At 42.0% G+C, this 14,476-nt stretch carries 15 protein-coding genes and 1 riboswitch; of the genes, 11 read left to right on the top strand and 4 right to left on the bottom strand.

The genetic code is table 11. The annotated features are described in order from the left end of the window. Positions 1-19 precede the first annotated feature (19 nt). The gene (locus K7A41_RS03665; RefSeq protein WP_265712650.1) at positions 20-340 is read right to left on the bottom strand and encodes a hypothetical protein; all 321 of its coding nucleotides are present in this window, start codon (positions 338-340) and stop codon (positions 20-22) included. A 150-nt stretch (positions 341-490) separates the two neighbouring features. Between K7A41_RS03665 and K7A41_RS03670 the strand changes: the two genes are divergently transcribed. The 3 genes from K7A41_RS03670 (at position 491) to metE (ending at position 5,709) form a co-directional block, all read left to right on the top strand. After that, positions 491-2,323 (top strand): sensor histidine kinase, encoded by a 1,833-nt coding sequence (locus K7A41_RS03670; protein WP_265712651.1) that lies wholly within the window; start codon positions 491-493, stop codon positions 2,321-2,323. 54 nt (positions 2,324-2,377) lie between these two features. Next, positions 2,378-3,067, top strand: coding sequence for a response regulator transcription factor (locus K7A41_RS03675; RefSeq protein ID WP_265712653.1), 690 nt, complete (start codon positions 2,378-2,380; stop codon positions 3,065-3,067). A gap of 151 nt (positions 3,068-3,218) precedes the next feature. Further along, positions 3,219-3,322: riboswitch (SAM riboswitch) on the top strand. Between the two features lie 74 nt (positions 3,323-3,396). Beyond that, a complete protein-coding gene (gene metE, locus K7A41_RS03680; protein WP_322784008.1) occupies positions 3,397-5,709 on the top strand; it encodes a 5-methyltetrahydropteroyltriglutamate--homocysteine S-methyltransferase in 2,313 nt (770 codons plus the stop codon). Between the two features lie 70 nt (positions 5,710-5,779). Here metE and K7A41_RS03685 read toward each other — a convergent pair whose 3' ends face one another. Then, positions 5,780-5,920, bottom strand: coding sequence for a hypothetical protein (locus K7A41_RS03685; protein ID WP_265712654.1), 141 nt, complete (start codon positions 5,918-5,920; stop codon positions 5,780-5,782). A 372-nt stretch (positions 5,921-6,292) separates the two neighbouring features. On the opposite strand from K7A41_RS03685, the gene K7A41_RS03690 reads away from it, so the two are divergent. Further along, on the top strand, positions 6,293-6,886 hold the full coding sequence (locus tag K7A41_RS03690; protein ID WP_265712655.1) for a helix-turn-helix domain-containing protein: 594 nt from the start codon (positions 6,293-6,295) through the stop codon (positions 6,884-6,886). Positions 6,887-6,907: 21 nt separating this feature from the next. On the opposite strand, the gene K7A41_RS03695 is transcribed toward K7A41_RS03690, so the two are convergent. Further along, positions 6,908-7,264 carry a hypothetical protein gene (locus K7A41_RS03695; protein ID WP_037533781.1) on the bottom strand — a complete coding sequence of 119 codons (357 nt, stop codon included), beginning with the start codon at positions 7,262-7,264 and terminating at the stop codon, positions 6,908-6,910. 185 nt (positions 7,265-7,449) lie between these two features. On the opposite strand from K7A41_RS03695, the gene K7A41_RS03700 reads away from it, so the two are divergent. Next, positions 7,450-7,845, top strand: a complete 396-nt coding sequence (locus K7A41_RS03700; protein ID WP_028070673.1) for a single-stranded DNA-binding protein — start codon at positions 7,450-7,452, stop codon at positions 7,843-7,845. A 180-nt stretch (positions 7,846-8,025) separates the two neighbouring features. Here the strand turns inward: K7A41_RS03700 and K7A41_RS03705 are convergent, their stop codons facing one another. After that, entirely contained in the window at positions 8,026-8,685 is a 660-nt protein-coding gene (locus K7A41_RS03705) for a helix-turn-helix domain-containing protein (RefSeq protein ID WP_265712656.1), read from the bottom strand. A 91-nt stretch (positions 8,686-8,776) separates the two neighbouring features. Between K7A41_RS03705 and K7A41_RS03710 the strand changes: the two genes are divergently transcribed. The 6 genes from K7A41_RS03710 to K7A41_RS03735 all read left to right on the top strand — a co-directional run bounded on the left by K7A41_RS03710 (position 8,777) and on the right by K7A41_RS03735 (position 14,475). Beyond that, positions 8,777-9,166, top strand: coding sequence for a YbjN domain-containing protein (locus tag K7A41_RS03710; RefSeq protein ID WP_028070675.1), 390 nt, complete (start codon positions 8,777-8,779; stop codon positions 9,164-9,166). A 4-nt stretch (positions 9,167-9,170) separates the two neighbouring features. Continuing rightward, positions 9,171-9,878: a PspA/IM30 family protein gene (locus K7A41_RS03715; protein ID WP_265712657.1), complete on the top strand. Its 708-nt coding sequence runs from the start codon at positions 9,171-9,173 to the stop codon at positions 9,876-9,878. After that, on the top strand, positions 9,865-10,059 hold the full coding sequence (locus K7A41_RS03720; protein WP_028070677.1) for a DUF4177 domain-containing protein: 195 nt from the start codon (positions 9,865-9,867) through the stop codon (positions 10,057-10,059). The genes K7A41_RS03715 and K7A41_RS03720 overlap by 14 nt, the downstream gene beginning before the upstream one ends. Before the next feature lie 12 nt (positions 10,060-10,071). Continuing rightward, positions 10,072-10,791 carry an OB-fold-containig protein gene (locus tag K7A41_RS03725; protein ID WP_265712658.1) on the top strand — a complete coding sequence of 240 codons (720 nt, stop codon included), beginning with the start codon at positions 10,072-10,074 and terminating at the stop codon, positions 10,789-10,791. 55 nt (positions 10,792-10,846) lie between these two features. Further along, positions 10,847-12,967 (top strand): flotillin family protein, encoded by a 2,121-nt coding sequence (locus K7A41_RS03730; RefSeq protein ID WP_037533750.1) that lies wholly within the window; start codon positions 10,847-10,849, stop codon positions 12,965-12,967. A 74-nt stretch (positions 12,968-13,041) separates the two neighbouring features. Further along, the gene (locus K7A41_RS03735; RefSeq protein ID WP_265712659.1) at positions 13,042-14,475 is read left to right on the top strand and encodes a serine hydrolase domain-containing protein; all 1,434 of its coding nucleotides are present in this window, start codon (positions 13,042-13,044) and stop codon (positions 14,473-14,475) included. Position 14,476: the final 1 nt, after the last annotated feature.

Raw genomic sequence — 14,476 nt, forward strand, 5'->3', positions numbered from 1 at the left:
AATTCAAGAACCCCGTTTTTTATTTCTTCGGATAAAGGGAATCTATCTTTAATTTAAAATCCTTGACTTTTACAGAATCTCCCAGCATCCTGTACCGGAGGGTATCTACCCTATTCTTCCTTCTGGGTATCCTGCCCGTTCCCGGCATCGGAGCGAGACTATCCACATTTTTGAACTTTTTTACCGGCATCTTATATTTTGCCGAACTGGTATCCAGGCCGAGAACCGGCATTTTTGACGGTCTATCCTGCAGCAACGGGCGCTGCTCTTTCAATTTCACCTGACCGAAGGCTATTCCGGCTATAAAAGATAATGCCAATGACAATACATAACTTTTCATAACACAACCTATTTTTAATCACTAATTTACAACAATCAGAACCCAAAAATAAACTTATTGCTGTTAAACATTGTTAAAACCGCGTTAAAACAAGTAAGCATCTTTATATTTGTAACAAAGCTCTCATCAGCCGGAAAAAGAAAAATTTAAATGAAAAAAAATAGTATTGTATTGATCATTGGACTGATGTCGCTAGCCCTCGTCGGAGTGCTGGCTATGCAATTCTATTTTCTGCGGGACTCCTACCGTCAAAAGTCCCAGCTTTTTGACGAATCCGTCAATGCGGCCTTAACCGCTGTTGCCGGCAAACTCGAAAGACGGGAAGTCGTGGACTTTGCAAAAGTGCAGCAAGAGCGTAATATCGAAAAATCCAAACGGGAACAGGCGAAACAGCAACTTTTGGCCGAACAGGTAGAAATACAATATAAGATTGAACGTCTGAAAAGCAAGCAACATGCGATATATGCCAAGTATAAAGAACAGGAGGATCAACTACGTGCCTTATATCCCAATGTGATCGAAATCAAAAATTCGTTTTACGAAACCTATATCAAAAGACCCGAATATCAGAAATATATCAAATTCTCGGTCTCTAATGAGCTAACCGATGATAATCTTGTACAAGCTTTTATTGTACTGAATGCTTCAAAGGTTGACAATCCGGTCGAAGGAAAAGATGACAGCACCCGTTTTGTGATTCCATTGATTGATCCAATGGCTAATCTACAGACAAAATTCAGGGTGGCCACATTACCGCCCAAAGAAGATTCGAAACTTTCAAAAACCATCTCTGACCTAGAGAAAAGACTGGATTTTCTGAACAGACAAAACTCTTGGCAGGTTTTCAATGTCTATGACTCCGTGGCCATGCTGGGAGGCAAAAAGGCAGACTATATCGAGGACGTCGCCATCGGAATGGAGCTGGCAAACAGACCACTGAAAGACAGGATCAACATCATTACTGTCCAGGACCTTTTGAAGGATGAATTGGCGCAGCGTGACATCAAAGTCCCCTTTAATATTGAGATTTGGAGCACAACCAATATTTTACTGACCAACATTCTGAACGAAGCTACGTTAAACAACTCGAAGAATACCACCAAATACTCGACCCCTTTATTTAAAGGGGATATCGGTGCAGCACCGGGCAAACTTACAATCTATTTTCCCAACAAAAAGGCCATTATCGCAGACAACATGGGCTATCTGCTGCTGCCAATGCTTGCATTATTGTTCTTGTTAGTCGGCTGTTTTGCCTATACGCTCATTATCATTTTTAGGCAGAAGAAAGTATCCGAAATGAAAACGGACTTCATCAACAACATGACTCACGAGTTTAAAACACCTGTAGCTACGATCATGATTGCAAGTGAATCGCTCAAAGATCCGGATATTAATGCGGATCACAACCGCGTGCAAAAACTGGCCAATATCATTTACGACGAAAACGTACGTCTGGGCAACCATATCGAGCGGGTACTTGATCTGGCGAGGCTGGAAAAGGAGACCCTGAAACTTAACCGCGAAGATGTACATATCAATGATCTTGTCTCCGCGGTCACGGATAGCATGCAATTGCGGATGCAGAATATCGGCGGAAAATTCAGCATCGACCTGGCCGCCACAAAAGATCTCGTCGTAGGGGACGAGCTGCATTTTTCGAATGTATTCTACAACCTTTTGGACAATGCGATTAAATACAGCAAAGGCAACCTGCACGTCCAGATTAATTCCAAAAATACAGGGGACAGCATTGTTGTCACGATCACGGATAACGGGATCGGCATGAGCCGCGACCATCTGCAAAAGATTTTTGACCAGTTTTACCGCATCCCCACAGGGAATGTTCATAACGTTAAAGGTTTTGGTTTGGGACTGAGCTATGTTCAGGATATTTTAAGAAGACTCAACGGCAGGATTACCGTAAAAAGTGAGAAAGACAAAGGCACGACCTTTGAAGTAATTTTGCCCTTAAAAAAATAACACGTTCCTTTTTTGTATATTCAAGGAACATTAGTGAAAATTAATAGATTCATTATGCAAAAGATATTATTAGCAGAAGATGATCCCAATTTGGGGGATCTTTTAAAGGATTATCTCGAATTAAAGGGAAAGTTTGATGTTACGCTCTGCACTGATGGAGATGAAGCTGTTTCCCAGTTCAAAAAGAACGATTATGACTTATGCATTTTTGATGTCATGATGCCCAAAAAGGATGGCTTTACCGTCGGGCGTGAAATCCGTAAAATAAACAGTACCGTACCGATCATCTTCGCCACTGCCAAAGGCATGATGGAAGATAAAACCGAAGCCTTTGAACTGGGCGGCGATGACTATATTACCAAACCATTCCGTGTGGAGGAACTCTTGCTGCGTATTAATGCCCTGCTGAAACGTAGCGTAAGAGACAAAGAAGAAGAGATCGTCGCTGACAAATTTGAAATAGGAGACTACTACTTTGATTATACCAGCCAGCAGATTTCTTACAAAGGTCAGACACAGAAGCTATCTACAAAAGAGGCCGAATTGCTACGCTTGCTTTGCCTGAAGAAGAATGATGTATTGACCCGTGAAGAGGCACTGTTAAAAATATGGCACGACGACAACTATTTTACCGGAAGAAGCATGGATGTATTTCTCAGCAAATTACGCAAATATCTGAAGGAAGATAGTAAAGTAGAAATTGTCAATGTGCATGGAAAGGGCTATAAGCTGCTGGTCAGCTAAAACAAGGGCAGATGGAGACAGTAATAGGTCTCCATCCGCTGTTTTAATGAAAAGAAGAAAATAAAACATTTTTATCTTTAGCAGATTATAAAAAATAAATGCGCTTTTATAAAAAATTTGCATATCAGAAATAAATGTTCTAACTTAGCCTCGCTTATAGAGAAAGGCAGAGGGAATAGACCCGATGAAGCCTTAGCAACCTGTCTCTTGACAAGGTGCTAAATTCTACCCTACTTAACATGGGAATGATAAGCCGAAGTCACCGAATTCTAGTGTGTCCTTCTCTCTAGCAAGAAATATAGTTGAAAAGAAACATTAAAAACATCATTATGTTATTGACTAACAATTTAGGTTACCCGCGTGTGGGCGCATTCCGCGAATTGAAAAAAGCCAATGAAGCCTATTGGGCTAAAAAATCTTCTGTTGAGGAATTATTGGAGGCAGCAAAAAAAATTCGTGAGGGCAATTGGAAAACGCAAAAAGATGCTGGAATAGATTTAATTCCTTCTAACGACTTTTCTTTTTATGATCAGGTCCTGGACTTAAGCCTTACGGTAGGTGCAATTCCAGCCCGATACCACTCACTATTGAGCAAGGTAGATAATAATTACAGCTTAGATTTATATTTTGCTATGGCTCGTGGTTTCCAGCAAGATGGAATCGACGTGACTGCCATGGAAATGACTAAGTGGTTGGATACCAACTACCACTACATGGTGCCTGAATTCACCAAGGACCAACAATTCAAGTTGACTTCTGAAAAATTCCTGAATGAATATAACGAAGCCAGGTCGTTGGGCATCGAAACGAAACCAGTTTTATTGGGCCCGATCACTTACCTATTGATCGGTAAAGAGAAAGAAGCTGGATTCGACCGCATCGACCTATTGGACAGATTAATTCCTGTATACGAACAGATCTTAGCTAAATTGGCTGAGGCCGGTGCGCAATACGTTCAGATTGATGAGCCATTCCTTGCATTGGATTTGGATGCAAAAGTAAAAGCACTGTATCAGCCTACTTTTGAGAAGCTGGCAGCTGCAGCCAAAAACATTAAATTGATCGCGACAACTTATTTCGAAGCCTTAAAAGACAATGAGGATATCGCTGTCAATTTGCCAGTTCATGCCTTGCATTTGGATCTGGTACGCGGCGAAAATCAGCTGGATACCGTATTACCAAAAGTACCTGCCTCTCTAACCCTATCTTTGGGTATTGTAGAAGGGCGTAACATCTGGAAAAACGACTATGAAAAATCGTTGGTTAAAATCAAACAGGCCGTAGATGCTCTGGGCAAAGACCGCATCTGGATCGCGCCATCATCGTCACTACTGCATGTTCCGTTCGACCTGGACAACGAACACAACGAGCAGTCATTACCGGCTGAGGTGAAAAACTGGCTGGCTTTCGCAAAACAAAAATTAGCCGAAGTAAAAGACCTTGCTGTATTGGCAGATGGTGAAGTAGACGCTGCGACCGCAGAACGCTTTGAAGCAAACAAAGCTGCTGCCGAAAGCCGCCGTACTTCCCCATTGATCCATAGACCCGAAGTAAAAGAACGCACCAACAATATCACCGATGACGATGCAAAACGTACATCACCATTCGCTGTACGTAAAGCTGCACAACAGGCTAAATTTAACTTACCTGCATTTCCAACGACGACAATCGGTTCTTTCCCACAGACAAAAGATGTGCGCAAATGGAGAGCAGACTTGAAAAAAGGCGTTATAACGCAAGAAGAATACGATAAAGCAATCGCAGAGGAAACAGAAAATACAATCCGTCTGCAGGAGCAATTGGACATCGATGTATTGGTGCACGGCGAATTCGAACGTAACGACATGGTCGAGTACTTCGGCGAACAGCTGGCTGGATATGCGTTCACGCAAAATGGCTGGGTGCAGTCATACGGCTCGCGTTGTGTAAAACCACCGATTATCTACGGAGATGTGTACCGTCCAAAAGATATGACCGTACGTTGGTCATCCTATGCACAGTCCTTGACAAACCGCCCTGTAAAGGGAATGTTGACCGGTCCTGTAACGATTCTACAATGGTCTTTTGTACGTAACGATCAACCTCGTTCAACGACGACTTACCAAATCGCGCTGGCCATTCTGGACGAAGTACAAGCATTGGAAAAAGCAGGTATCAAGATTATTCAGATTGACGAGCCTGCAATCCGTGAAGGGTTGCCATTGCGCAAAGCTGACCAAAAAGACTACCTCAACTGGGCAGTACGTGCGTTTCGTGTATCTTCATCCAACGTTGCCGATGATACACAGATCCATACACACATGTGCTATTCAGAGTTCAATAATGTGATTGAAGACATCGCTGCTATGGATGCCGACGTCATCACAATTGAAACTTCACGTTCACAGATGAAACTATTGAATGCTTTCGCCGGAGATTTCAAATATCCAAATGATATTGGCCCAGGCGTTTACGACATCCACTCTCCACGTGTACCGAGCAAAGACGAGATGGTAGACCTATTGCGTAAAGCAAAAGCGGTCGTTCCAGCTGAACAACTTTGGGTCAATCCTGACTGTGGACTGAAAACTCGCGCATGGCCAGAAACCAAAGCAGCTTTAGAGTCTATGGTTGAAGCAGCAAAAACTTTAAGAGCCGAATAATTCTTAAACTATATCGTAAGAGCCCAAGGTGAGATCCATCTTGGGCTTTTTATTGCAACCTATTTGACATCTACTTCTGCATACCCTGTTTACCTTTAATGCGTTCTTCTATGGACATCGAACTTGAAGGCAAATTGAGATCGACATTTTCGAGTTTTGCCATCGTTAACGCTTTCAGCACTTCTTTATACTTCTTCAATTTTTCAAACATCAACACTTTCTTGGTCCAGGCCTACGTCAAAGAAGTTCCCGGAAGCTTCAAAGCAAATTTGATCGTTTTCCTTGCGGCCTCCTATCTCCCCTATCAATCAATGTCTGAATGAATTAAGGGTATACTTCCACGGCCTGTACATTATGCCCACTCCAACACTCTTCTTTGAGGACGAAATTGGATTTCAATTAGCGCAAACCTATTGTTCCGATTGTTAAGTTAATACAACAGCTTGTTGAATTGCAAATATTTGATCTTTGCAATTCAACAAAAATACTGATTACTAATCAGTTACAGCAACCTCTTATTATTGGCGTATTATTGTCATATCGTTTTTTTTTAAATTATGAAGCTTTTAACCATTTTCGCCATATGGAAAGTCAAACAATAAATCAGCTCATCAAACAATCAAGAAAGAACAAAGGACTGACACAACAAGAACTTGCAGATCAAGCGGGTTTATCATTAAGAACTGTACAGCGAATCGAAAAAGGAACAGAAGAGATCAGCGGTTTCAGTTTAAGACAAGTCAGTCAGGTATTAGATATTCCTTTAGAACAACTCATTATGCCAAATGTAAATCAAATCAGTATCGACAAAAACCAAAGAGGGAGTATAAAAGCGCTTTATTTAGCTTCTCTAACTTTTTTAATCAACCCATTGCTAGGATTACTCGTCCCAGCAATTCTTGGTTATACCAAACAAAATAAAGACGCACTATATAGTAAGCATCTACGCAAAATAATTACTATACATGCTTCGGGTCTTTTACTTCTTGGAAGTTTCCTGGGTTATATCCTCATTTCAGATTTTCTTGGAATTAAGTTACCCGCTTCTATCACTTATATCTTCGACAGCTGGATTTTTCTCTTAATACCAGTTCTATACTATGCAGTTATCCTCGTATTTACCATCATAAGTTATTTCCGAGTCAAATCGACTGTCCCTAAAACAATTCCGGAGTAGCCATTTTCAAAAAATGGCAGCTTACATCGGCTTTTTCCGGACGAGCAGAATCCAGTTGTTTTCCAATATCAGATAGCCCATTTCATATATAAAATTGTATACCTGTCCTTTGGAATTGACATAGGTATGGGTATGAAACTTAAAATCAAACCCCTTGCGTTTTAACTTTTCCTGCTGAACCTTTACCATCCCCTCCCCGTTCAGCGTCTCCAAAAGAATTCGGCGGTTTTTACGCAGTATATTATTGACATTACGGACTAGGTTAGTCTGGTCACTATTCAGCTTATTGTTATACGCGTTGCGGCAGGAATCATCGCAAAAGCGTTTATCGGATCTCCCTCGTACAGTTTGCCCGCATTCCAAACAAGTTCTTTCCATCGGATTCATTATAAAAATAAACGACAACAAACGGTTACAATCGACTACAGTCGAATACAAATGGTAAATAGACGGCTATTGTTTCATTCGCTTTTCATCTTTGTTCAGGGTCTTTTCACATGTAGAGAAGACAATGACTTTTAACTAAAATTAAGAATTATCGCAAACATTTAAAAATCAAAGCTATGAGTACATTAAGAAACAAAGTACAGTTAATTGGTCATTTAGGAAATGATCCTGTCATCAAAACCACGACTACGGGGACAAGTTATTCGATTCTGCGTCTTGCCACCAACGACCTTTTCAAGAACAAAGCCGGTGAGTGGGTGGAAGAAGTACAGTGGCACACACTCGTCGTCTGGGGCAACCAGAATAATACCATCGAAAAAAAATGTAGCCGTGGGACTAAATTAATGGTCGAAGGCAAACTTACCTATCGGCAATATGAGAACGCTGACGGCCTTAAACAATATGTAACAGAAATAAAGGTAGACAGTTTCCTGATCTTGTCCGAGCGAAATTCTCCAAAAGACGATCTGCCTGCGCCAGAAGAACAAGAAGAGGATCCATTACCCTTCTAGCTTACGTGTTCAAACAAGAAGCAGGAATGTATCTTATTCCTGCTTCTTCGTCATCGCAGTGATTTTAGCCCAATTGGCCACCATCCGGTTTCTCTTGCCAGTACGTCGCCCCCAGATTTAAGCAGACCTGCATCACCAATGAATACGGCACAAGAAGGACGCTCCCATATAGCGTGCTGATTAGACACGTTCAAATTTTCCGTATAGCTTCCAGAAGTAAGCCTTCTCTGCCAACACAAAGTCTACTTTTTTCCAGGCATTCAATACCAAACTGATCTCCTTCTCTTCAAGAAGGTACTTCCCTATAAAAAATTCACTAGACGAAAAATAAAGACCGAAACCGTCATGAAGCGTATGCAGAAGTTCAATATCAACTTCCTCAAAAAACAAAACAGATTGTGCATTCGCTTTAAAATCACCCGGAGCAGGAATGGTATCGACAAACTCCACGGCCATGAAGCGACTTCTGCTTTGTAATGGAAATTCAATGACCGGTAGTTCACTCAGCCTGGTGAGGTAACTGTATACATCCAGTAGATTTTCCCGTTGCAACAACGGAACGTGCACCAGCCGCTTTGTACTTGCCATAGAAATTTCCGGCTGAAAATAATCGTTAAAATTCAGAATCTCGTTGACCGATAAATTTTTCTCAATGAGATGCTGCACAGGAATGCCAAAATAATTTGCAATCTTCAAAACAATTTCAATCTTCGGTTCAGCACGCATCTCTTCGTAAGATGAAATATTCCCCCTAGTAAGGTTAAAAATATCCCCAAAGGCCTGCTGACTCAATCCCTTCACTTTTCTCAGCTTCTTAATATTGTTCCCGACGTTACTCATTTTAAAAAAAAATTAATTTTTTCTTGCAAAATATTTTTGCAATTCACTATCTTTATGCAAAGAATATGTGCAATATATAAAAAACTTGATTATGTACTTCTCAAAAATTGAAAATTATATCGCCAATATAGGTTATCACATTACCCATAAGGACGAAAAAGAAGGTGTATTTGTTATCGAAAATGAAGATGACGGCATCCGCAATCTTATTGTCGGGATTGCACAACCCATCATCATATTTGAGCAGTATCTTTTTACCATAACCAACGAAAATATTGACATGTTCAAATCCCTGCTGATTAAGAATAGAGATATTATCCACGGCGGATTTGCGTTAACAGAGGATGGCCGGAAAGTGATATTCCGGTACACTTTACAAATACACAATCTAGATCAGAATGAATTCGATGCGGCCATTAATTCGCTAAGTCTTTTGATCAGCGAATATTACAATCAATTAATAAGTTTTTCAAAATTATAGAATAATGAATATTTTTAAGAGAATTTTCAGAATCGGTCAGGCCGAAATCCACGCTGTAGTGGACAAAATGGAAGACCCCATCAAGATGACGGAACAGGGTATCCGTGAAATGAAAGAAGACCTGGAACAATCACTGGAGGCTTATGCAAAAGTAAAAGCCTTGGCGATACGTACCCAGAACAATGGTGAAAAGAAAAAAGAAGAAGCGAATGCGTTCGAAGATAAAGCCATATTGTTGTTGAAGAAAGCCCAGAATGGAGAGCTTACAGCCGATAAAGCAGAAGGCTTAGCAAAGGAGGCTCTATTACTGAAAAAACAATTATTGATCGAAGCAGCTGAATTGGAAAAACAGGCAGCCATACACCAGAGCTCTGCAGAAGAACTGCACAAAAATGTAGATATCCTCAAATTCAACATCACCAAGTGGGAAAATGAGTTATCGACGTTAAAGGCTAGAGTGAAAGTTTCCAACGCGGCCAAAATGGTCAATCGTCAACTGGCCAATATCGATTCTAATAGCACCATCTCTATGCTCGAACGCATGAAAGAGAAGGTGGAAGAAGACGAAGCACTGGCCAAAGCCTACGGAGAGATCGCGGCAGGCAACAAAAGCAAAATCGATGAAATTAATGAGACTATCGGCGGCTCGGATACCGTCAATAATGAGCTTGAAGAGTTAAAGAAAAAATTAGATAACGATGAAAAAATTTGAATATAAAACTGTCAAGATAGAGCCAACAGGTTTTTGGGGAACCAAGCTGGAGCCAGAAATGATAGATAAGATCTTGAATGACCTGGGCAACCAAGGCTGGGAATTAATTGCCATGCAAGACCTCGAGGTCAATGGCAACTCATGGTCCTTCCACTACACATTCAAAAGAGAGAAAATCTAATAAAATAATACTATGGCAGAACTAATCAATATCTTATTCAACCCATTGTCAAATGGAATTATGACTGTCCTTACCGGGCTGTCCGTAGTGTATTGGTTATTTATGTTCTTAATGGGCGATGGTGTGCATCTATTTGACGCGGATGCGGATATAGATGTACACCCTACTCCGGATGTTGCGGACGTTGACGGTTCCCATGAGGCGGACGGACCGGATCAGGCTCATCAGCAGCACGGTCATGCTGACAGCCACAGCGAGCCCGGCTTTTTCGCCAAAGCAATGGATTACATCAATGTAGGAAAAGTACCCATCATGCTGATCGTCACCCTCTTTAAGTTTGTAGGATGGGTGATCACAATCTTGTCATCATTATTTATCGATGTCGCCTCCTGGGGCATAAAGTCCGTTCTGATCCTGATACCTGTATTTATCATCACTTTTATCCTGATGCATTTTCTTACCAAACCGCTAGCAAGAATGTTTAAAAATATCGGGTACAATGGCGAAGAAAGCCATGACTTTCTCGGCCGCATGGGTAAAATGCGTGCCAGTATTGAAGGTAAAAAAATTGGCTCAGCCGAATTTATCATCCAGCAAGATCCGATCCGCCTGAATGTCGTCAGTCACAATGGAGATAAAATCAGCTATGGAGACGATGTCATCATCGTTGATGAATCCAAAGACAAGAAGTATTATTATGTTACCAAAGAAATCACTATAGAAAATATTTGATGCTTGTGCATTTGTTCCTTCGCAATAATCTTAAATCTAAATAAATACTAATCATATGCTATATCAACCTCTTTTATTTTTGAGCGGCCTGAACGGAATAATCCTTCTGATCGTCGGGCTTGCTGTCTTTTTGATTTTTGCATTCTTCGTCGTACTGAGTGCATTTTATAAAAAAATACCGCAGGGCAAGGCAATCGTACGGACCGGGGTCGGCGGCACTAAAGTCGCCTTCAACAAAGGAATGTATGTGGTGCCTGTCTTCCACAAGATGGAAATCATGGATATCTCGATCAAAAAAATCGAGATCGCCCGTATGCAGGGTGAAGGCTTGATCTGCAAAGACAATATCCGTGCGGATATTAAGGTAGCTTTCTTTGTCCGAGTCAATAAGAACGTGGATGATGTGGTCAATGTCGCGCAAAATCTCGGATGTGACCGCGCCAGCGAGCCCGAAACCCTAAAGAATATTTTTGAATCCAAATTTTCTGAAGCACTGAAAACCGTCGGTAAAAAGTTTGATTTTATCGAACTATATGAAGCCCGTCGAGAGTTCCGCGACGAAATCCTGGACATCATCGGCACTGACCTCAATGGTTATATATTGGACGACTGTGCCATTGATTACCTCGAACAGACAGATATTGAACACCTCAACCCAAACAATATTTTGGATAGTGAAGGTATCAAAAAAATCACCGAACTGACAGCAAAGCAAAATATCAATGCCAATTTTATCCGCCGTGATGAGGAAAAACTGATCAAGAAACAGAATGTTGAAGCCCGCGAAGCTATTTTGGAACTGGACCGCCAGCTTGCTGAGAAAGAGGAAAAGCAAAAGCGAGAAATTGACAACATTCGAGCACGCGAAGAAGCGGAAATCGCCAAGGTCCGCGAAGAAGAACGCTTAAAATATGAAAGTGTGCGTATCGCGACAGAAGAACAGCTCGCCGTGCAGGAAGAAAACAAATTGCGACAGATCATTATTGCTGAGAAAAATAAACAGCGAACCGCCGCTGTCGAAACAGAACGCGTGGAAAAAGACCGTGCTTTGGAACAGACAGAACGGGAACGGATTGTTACCTTGGCACAGATCGACAAAGAGCGTTCGATTGAAACGGAGAAAAAAAGTATCCAGAACGTGATCAAAGAACGTGTGCAACTGGAGAAAGGTGTTATCGAAGAACAACAAGGTGTCAGAGATATTGAGGTGTTCCGCGAGGTAGAACGTAAGAAACAAGCCGGCGTGATTGCAGCATCGCAAGAAGCCGAAGAAAAATTAATCTCTACTGTAAAAGCAGCCGAAGCCGCGAAGATTGCTGCTGAACAAGAAGCTGAGAAGAAAGTAATTGACGCTGAAGCTGCGCGTAAAATTGCCGAAAAGCGGGCTCAGGAACTATTGATTGATGCCGAGGCGAAAAAAGAAGCTTCACTCAAAGAAGCCGAAAGCCGAAAAATTATAGCCGAAGCTCAAGCGAAAGAAGAAGCAGCCTTAGGTCTATCAGAAGCCGAAGTAATGGTTGCAAAAGCGGAAGCCGAAGAGAAACAAGGCACCGTCGAAGCGGCTATCATCGAGAAAAAAGCGGAAGCTATGCGCAAAGAAGGCTTAGCTCAGGCAGAAGTTGTCCGTGAAAAGGCACTAGCAGAAGCAAAAGGAATAGAAGAAAAAGCCGAAGCCATGAAAAAACTCGATGGTGTGGGTAAAGATCACGAAGAGTTCAAACTGCAATTACAGAAAGAACGCGATATCGATCTTGCACAGATCAATATCCAGAAAGATATTGCCGCCGCACAGGCTGGCGTGCTGTCGGAAGCGCTCAAATCCGCCAAAATCGACATCGTCGGTGGCGAAACCCTGTTCTTCGAGAATATCGTCCGTCAAGTGTCCAACGCTAAGGGCTTCGATCAGCTGATCGACAACTCCAGACATGCGAGCGATATCAAGGCCGCACTGCTGGGGCCGGATGGAAAGGGCGACCTTGCCGACAAAGTCCGGGGGCTCGCTGATAAATATGGTATCTCTTCCAATGATATCAAAAACCTGACCGTCTCTGCTGCGCTGATTAAACTACAGCAGGCAGCTTCTGCGGCTGACAACAGCGAAGACACTGGATTTATCAATTCGCTATTCGGACTAGCGAAAAATCTGGGAATATCGAACAAAAAAATAGGTTCATAACCACCATGCATCAGTCATCCTGAGCCGGCGTATTCTTCAGAGCTCAGGATGACTTACAAAAATTCAGTTCCACCATGATTCGAATTTCGATTCTTTATGTCCTGCTAGTTATGCAGGTTTGCGTTACTCACGCACAGACTGTGCAGCAGCGGTTAGATTCATTGTTTCAGTCGCTCGACAAGGATGGCGAATTAAGCGGCGCATTTCTCGTAGTAGACAGCGGTAAAATTGTGTACGAACATTATACTGGCTTCGAAAACCCAGCAAAAACGGAAAAGATAACTAGCCATAGCCGCTTTGAACTGGCTTCGGTAAGCAAACAGTTTACAGCCATGGCCATTATGCAGCTGGAAGAGCTGGGCAAACTTTCGTATGAAGATGATATCACCCGGTACTTCCCGCAATTGAAATTTAAAAATGTACGGATTAAAAACCTATTGCGCCATACTGCTGGAATACCCGAGTTTCTGGGCTGGGATCCAAAGTGGATCGATACAAAGAAAATAAATACAAACCAGGATATTCTTAAGGTCATTGAGGCCAAAATTGACAGCACCGCGTTTAAACCGGGCGATCAATATGCTTATTCAAACACAAATTATGTCCTCCTGTCTCTGATCGTCGAAAAAGTCTCGGGACAGCCCTTTGCAGACTATATGCACCAGCATATATTTAAACCGGCAGGAATGAAAAGCACGTCCGTATTCTCTGCACGTTCGCACAAAGCAGACCTGAAAAACTATGCAAAAGGAATGGCCTACGACGCTAAAACTAAAAGTTTTAAATTGGTTGACAACATGGCCGGCTTCGGATATGTCAGCTATTTTGACGGTATCACTGGACCGTATGGTATTAGCAGTACCGCACAGGACCTGTTTAAATGGAATCAGGCCATTCAAAACAATGTGCTTTTAAAGCGCGATAACTTTCTGAAAGCCATTTCTATCGATACACTCAACAGCGGAAAGCCGATTAAAATGGGAGGTTTATACTACGGGTTTGGCTGGCTATTTACCGACAGTACCGACAACGCAAATAAGATGCACTTCCACACCGGCGGATACCCCGGCTACAAAAGCATTCTCGTTCGGGATTTTAAAAACCAACGTTATTTTATCGCGCTGCTGAATAAATGGAACACCATTGATGTCTATCCGCTCACGACAGGGGTCAATGCCTGCTTCCAGCACAAAAACGTGCCAAAAATAGAACGCGAACCGCTCAATGGGGCAACCACCCTGATGGACTTTCAAATAAAGCAGCTCCTGGGGACTTACGAATTTGCGCAGCAGCCCCAACTGAAATTTAAAATCACAGCCGATGAGCAAGGTAATCTATTTGCGCAGTTATCTGGCCAATCTGCCATTCAGGTGTATCCTAAAAATGACCTGGAACTATTTTATACCGTCGTGCAGGCCGAACTTAAATTCAGCAAGGACAATGACCAAGTTACAGCTCTGACGCTGTACCAAAATGGACAGGAGCTAAAATTCAACAAAGTTAAATAAG

This window comes from Sphingobacterium sp. InxBP1 (genome assembly GCF_026191775.1).
Classification (GTDB): Bacteria; Bacteroidota; Bacteroidia; order Sphingobacteriales; family Sphingobacteriaceae; genus Sphingobacterium; species Sphingobacterium thalpophilum.

Excerpts from the sequence above, each read along its gene's own strand:
- K7A41_RS03725 (WP_265712658.1), top strand. The coding sequence starts at position 10,072 with ATGGCAGAACTAATCAATATCTTATTCAACCCATTGTCAAATGGAATT.
- K7A41_RS03715 (WP_265712657.1), top strand. The coding sequence starts at position 9,171 with ATGAATATTTTTAAGAGAATTTTCAGAATCGGTCAGGCCGAAATCCAC.
- K7A41_RS03690 (WP_265712655.1), top strand. The coding sequence starts at position 6,293 with ATGGAAAGTCAAACAATAAATCAGCTCATCAAACAATCAAGAAAGAAC.
- K7A41_RS03695 (WP_037533781.1), bottom strand. The coding sequence starts at position 7,264 with ATGGAAAGAACTTGTTTGGAATGCGGGCAAACTGTACGAGGGAGATCC.
- K7A41_RS03675 (WP_265712653.1), top strand. The coding sequence starts at position 2,378 with ATGCAAAAGATATTATTAGCAGAAGATGATCCCAATTTGGGGGATCTT.
- K7A41_RS03735 (WP_265712659.1), top strand. The coding sequence starts at position 13,042 with ATGATTCGAATTTCGATTCTTTATGTCCTGCTAGTTATGCAGGTTTGC.
- K7A41_RS03685 (WP_265712654.1), bottom strand. The coding sequence starts at position 5,920 with ATGTTTGAAAAATTGAAGAAGTATAAAGAAGTGCTGAAAGCGTTAACG.
- K7A41_RS03665 (WP_265712650.1), bottom strand. The coding sequence starts at position 340 with ATGAAAAGTTATGTATTGTCATTGGCATTATCTTTTATAGCCGGAATA.
- K7A41_RS03720 (WP_028070677.1), top strand. The coding sequence starts at position 9,865 with ATGAAAAAATTTGAATATAAAACTGTCAAGATAGAGCCAACAGGTTTT.
- K7A41_RS03705 (WP_265712656.1), bottom strand. The coding sequence starts at position 8,685 with ATGAGTAACGTCGGGAACAATATTAAGAAGCTGAGAAAAGTGAAGGGA.
- K7A41_RS03700 (WP_028070673.1), top strand. The coding sequence starts at position 7,450 with ATGAGTACATTAAGAAACAAAGTACAGTTAATTGGTCATTTAGGAAAT.
- K7A41_RS03710 (WP_028070675.1), top strand. The coding sequence starts at position 8,777 with ATGTACTTCTCAAAAATTGAAAATTATATCGCCAATATAGGTTATCAC.
- K7A41_RS03670 (WP_265712651.1), top strand. The coding sequence starts at position 491 with ATGAAAAAAAATAGTATTGTATTGATCATTGGACTGATGTCGCTAGCC.
- metE (WP_322784008.1), top strand. The coding sequence starts at position 3,397 with ATGTTATTGACTAACAATTTAGGTTACCCGCGTGTGGGCGCATTCCGC.
- K7A41_RS03730 (WP_037533750.1), top strand. The coding sequence starts at position 10,847 with ATGCTATATCAACCTCTTTTATTTTTGAGCGGCCTGAACGGAATAATC.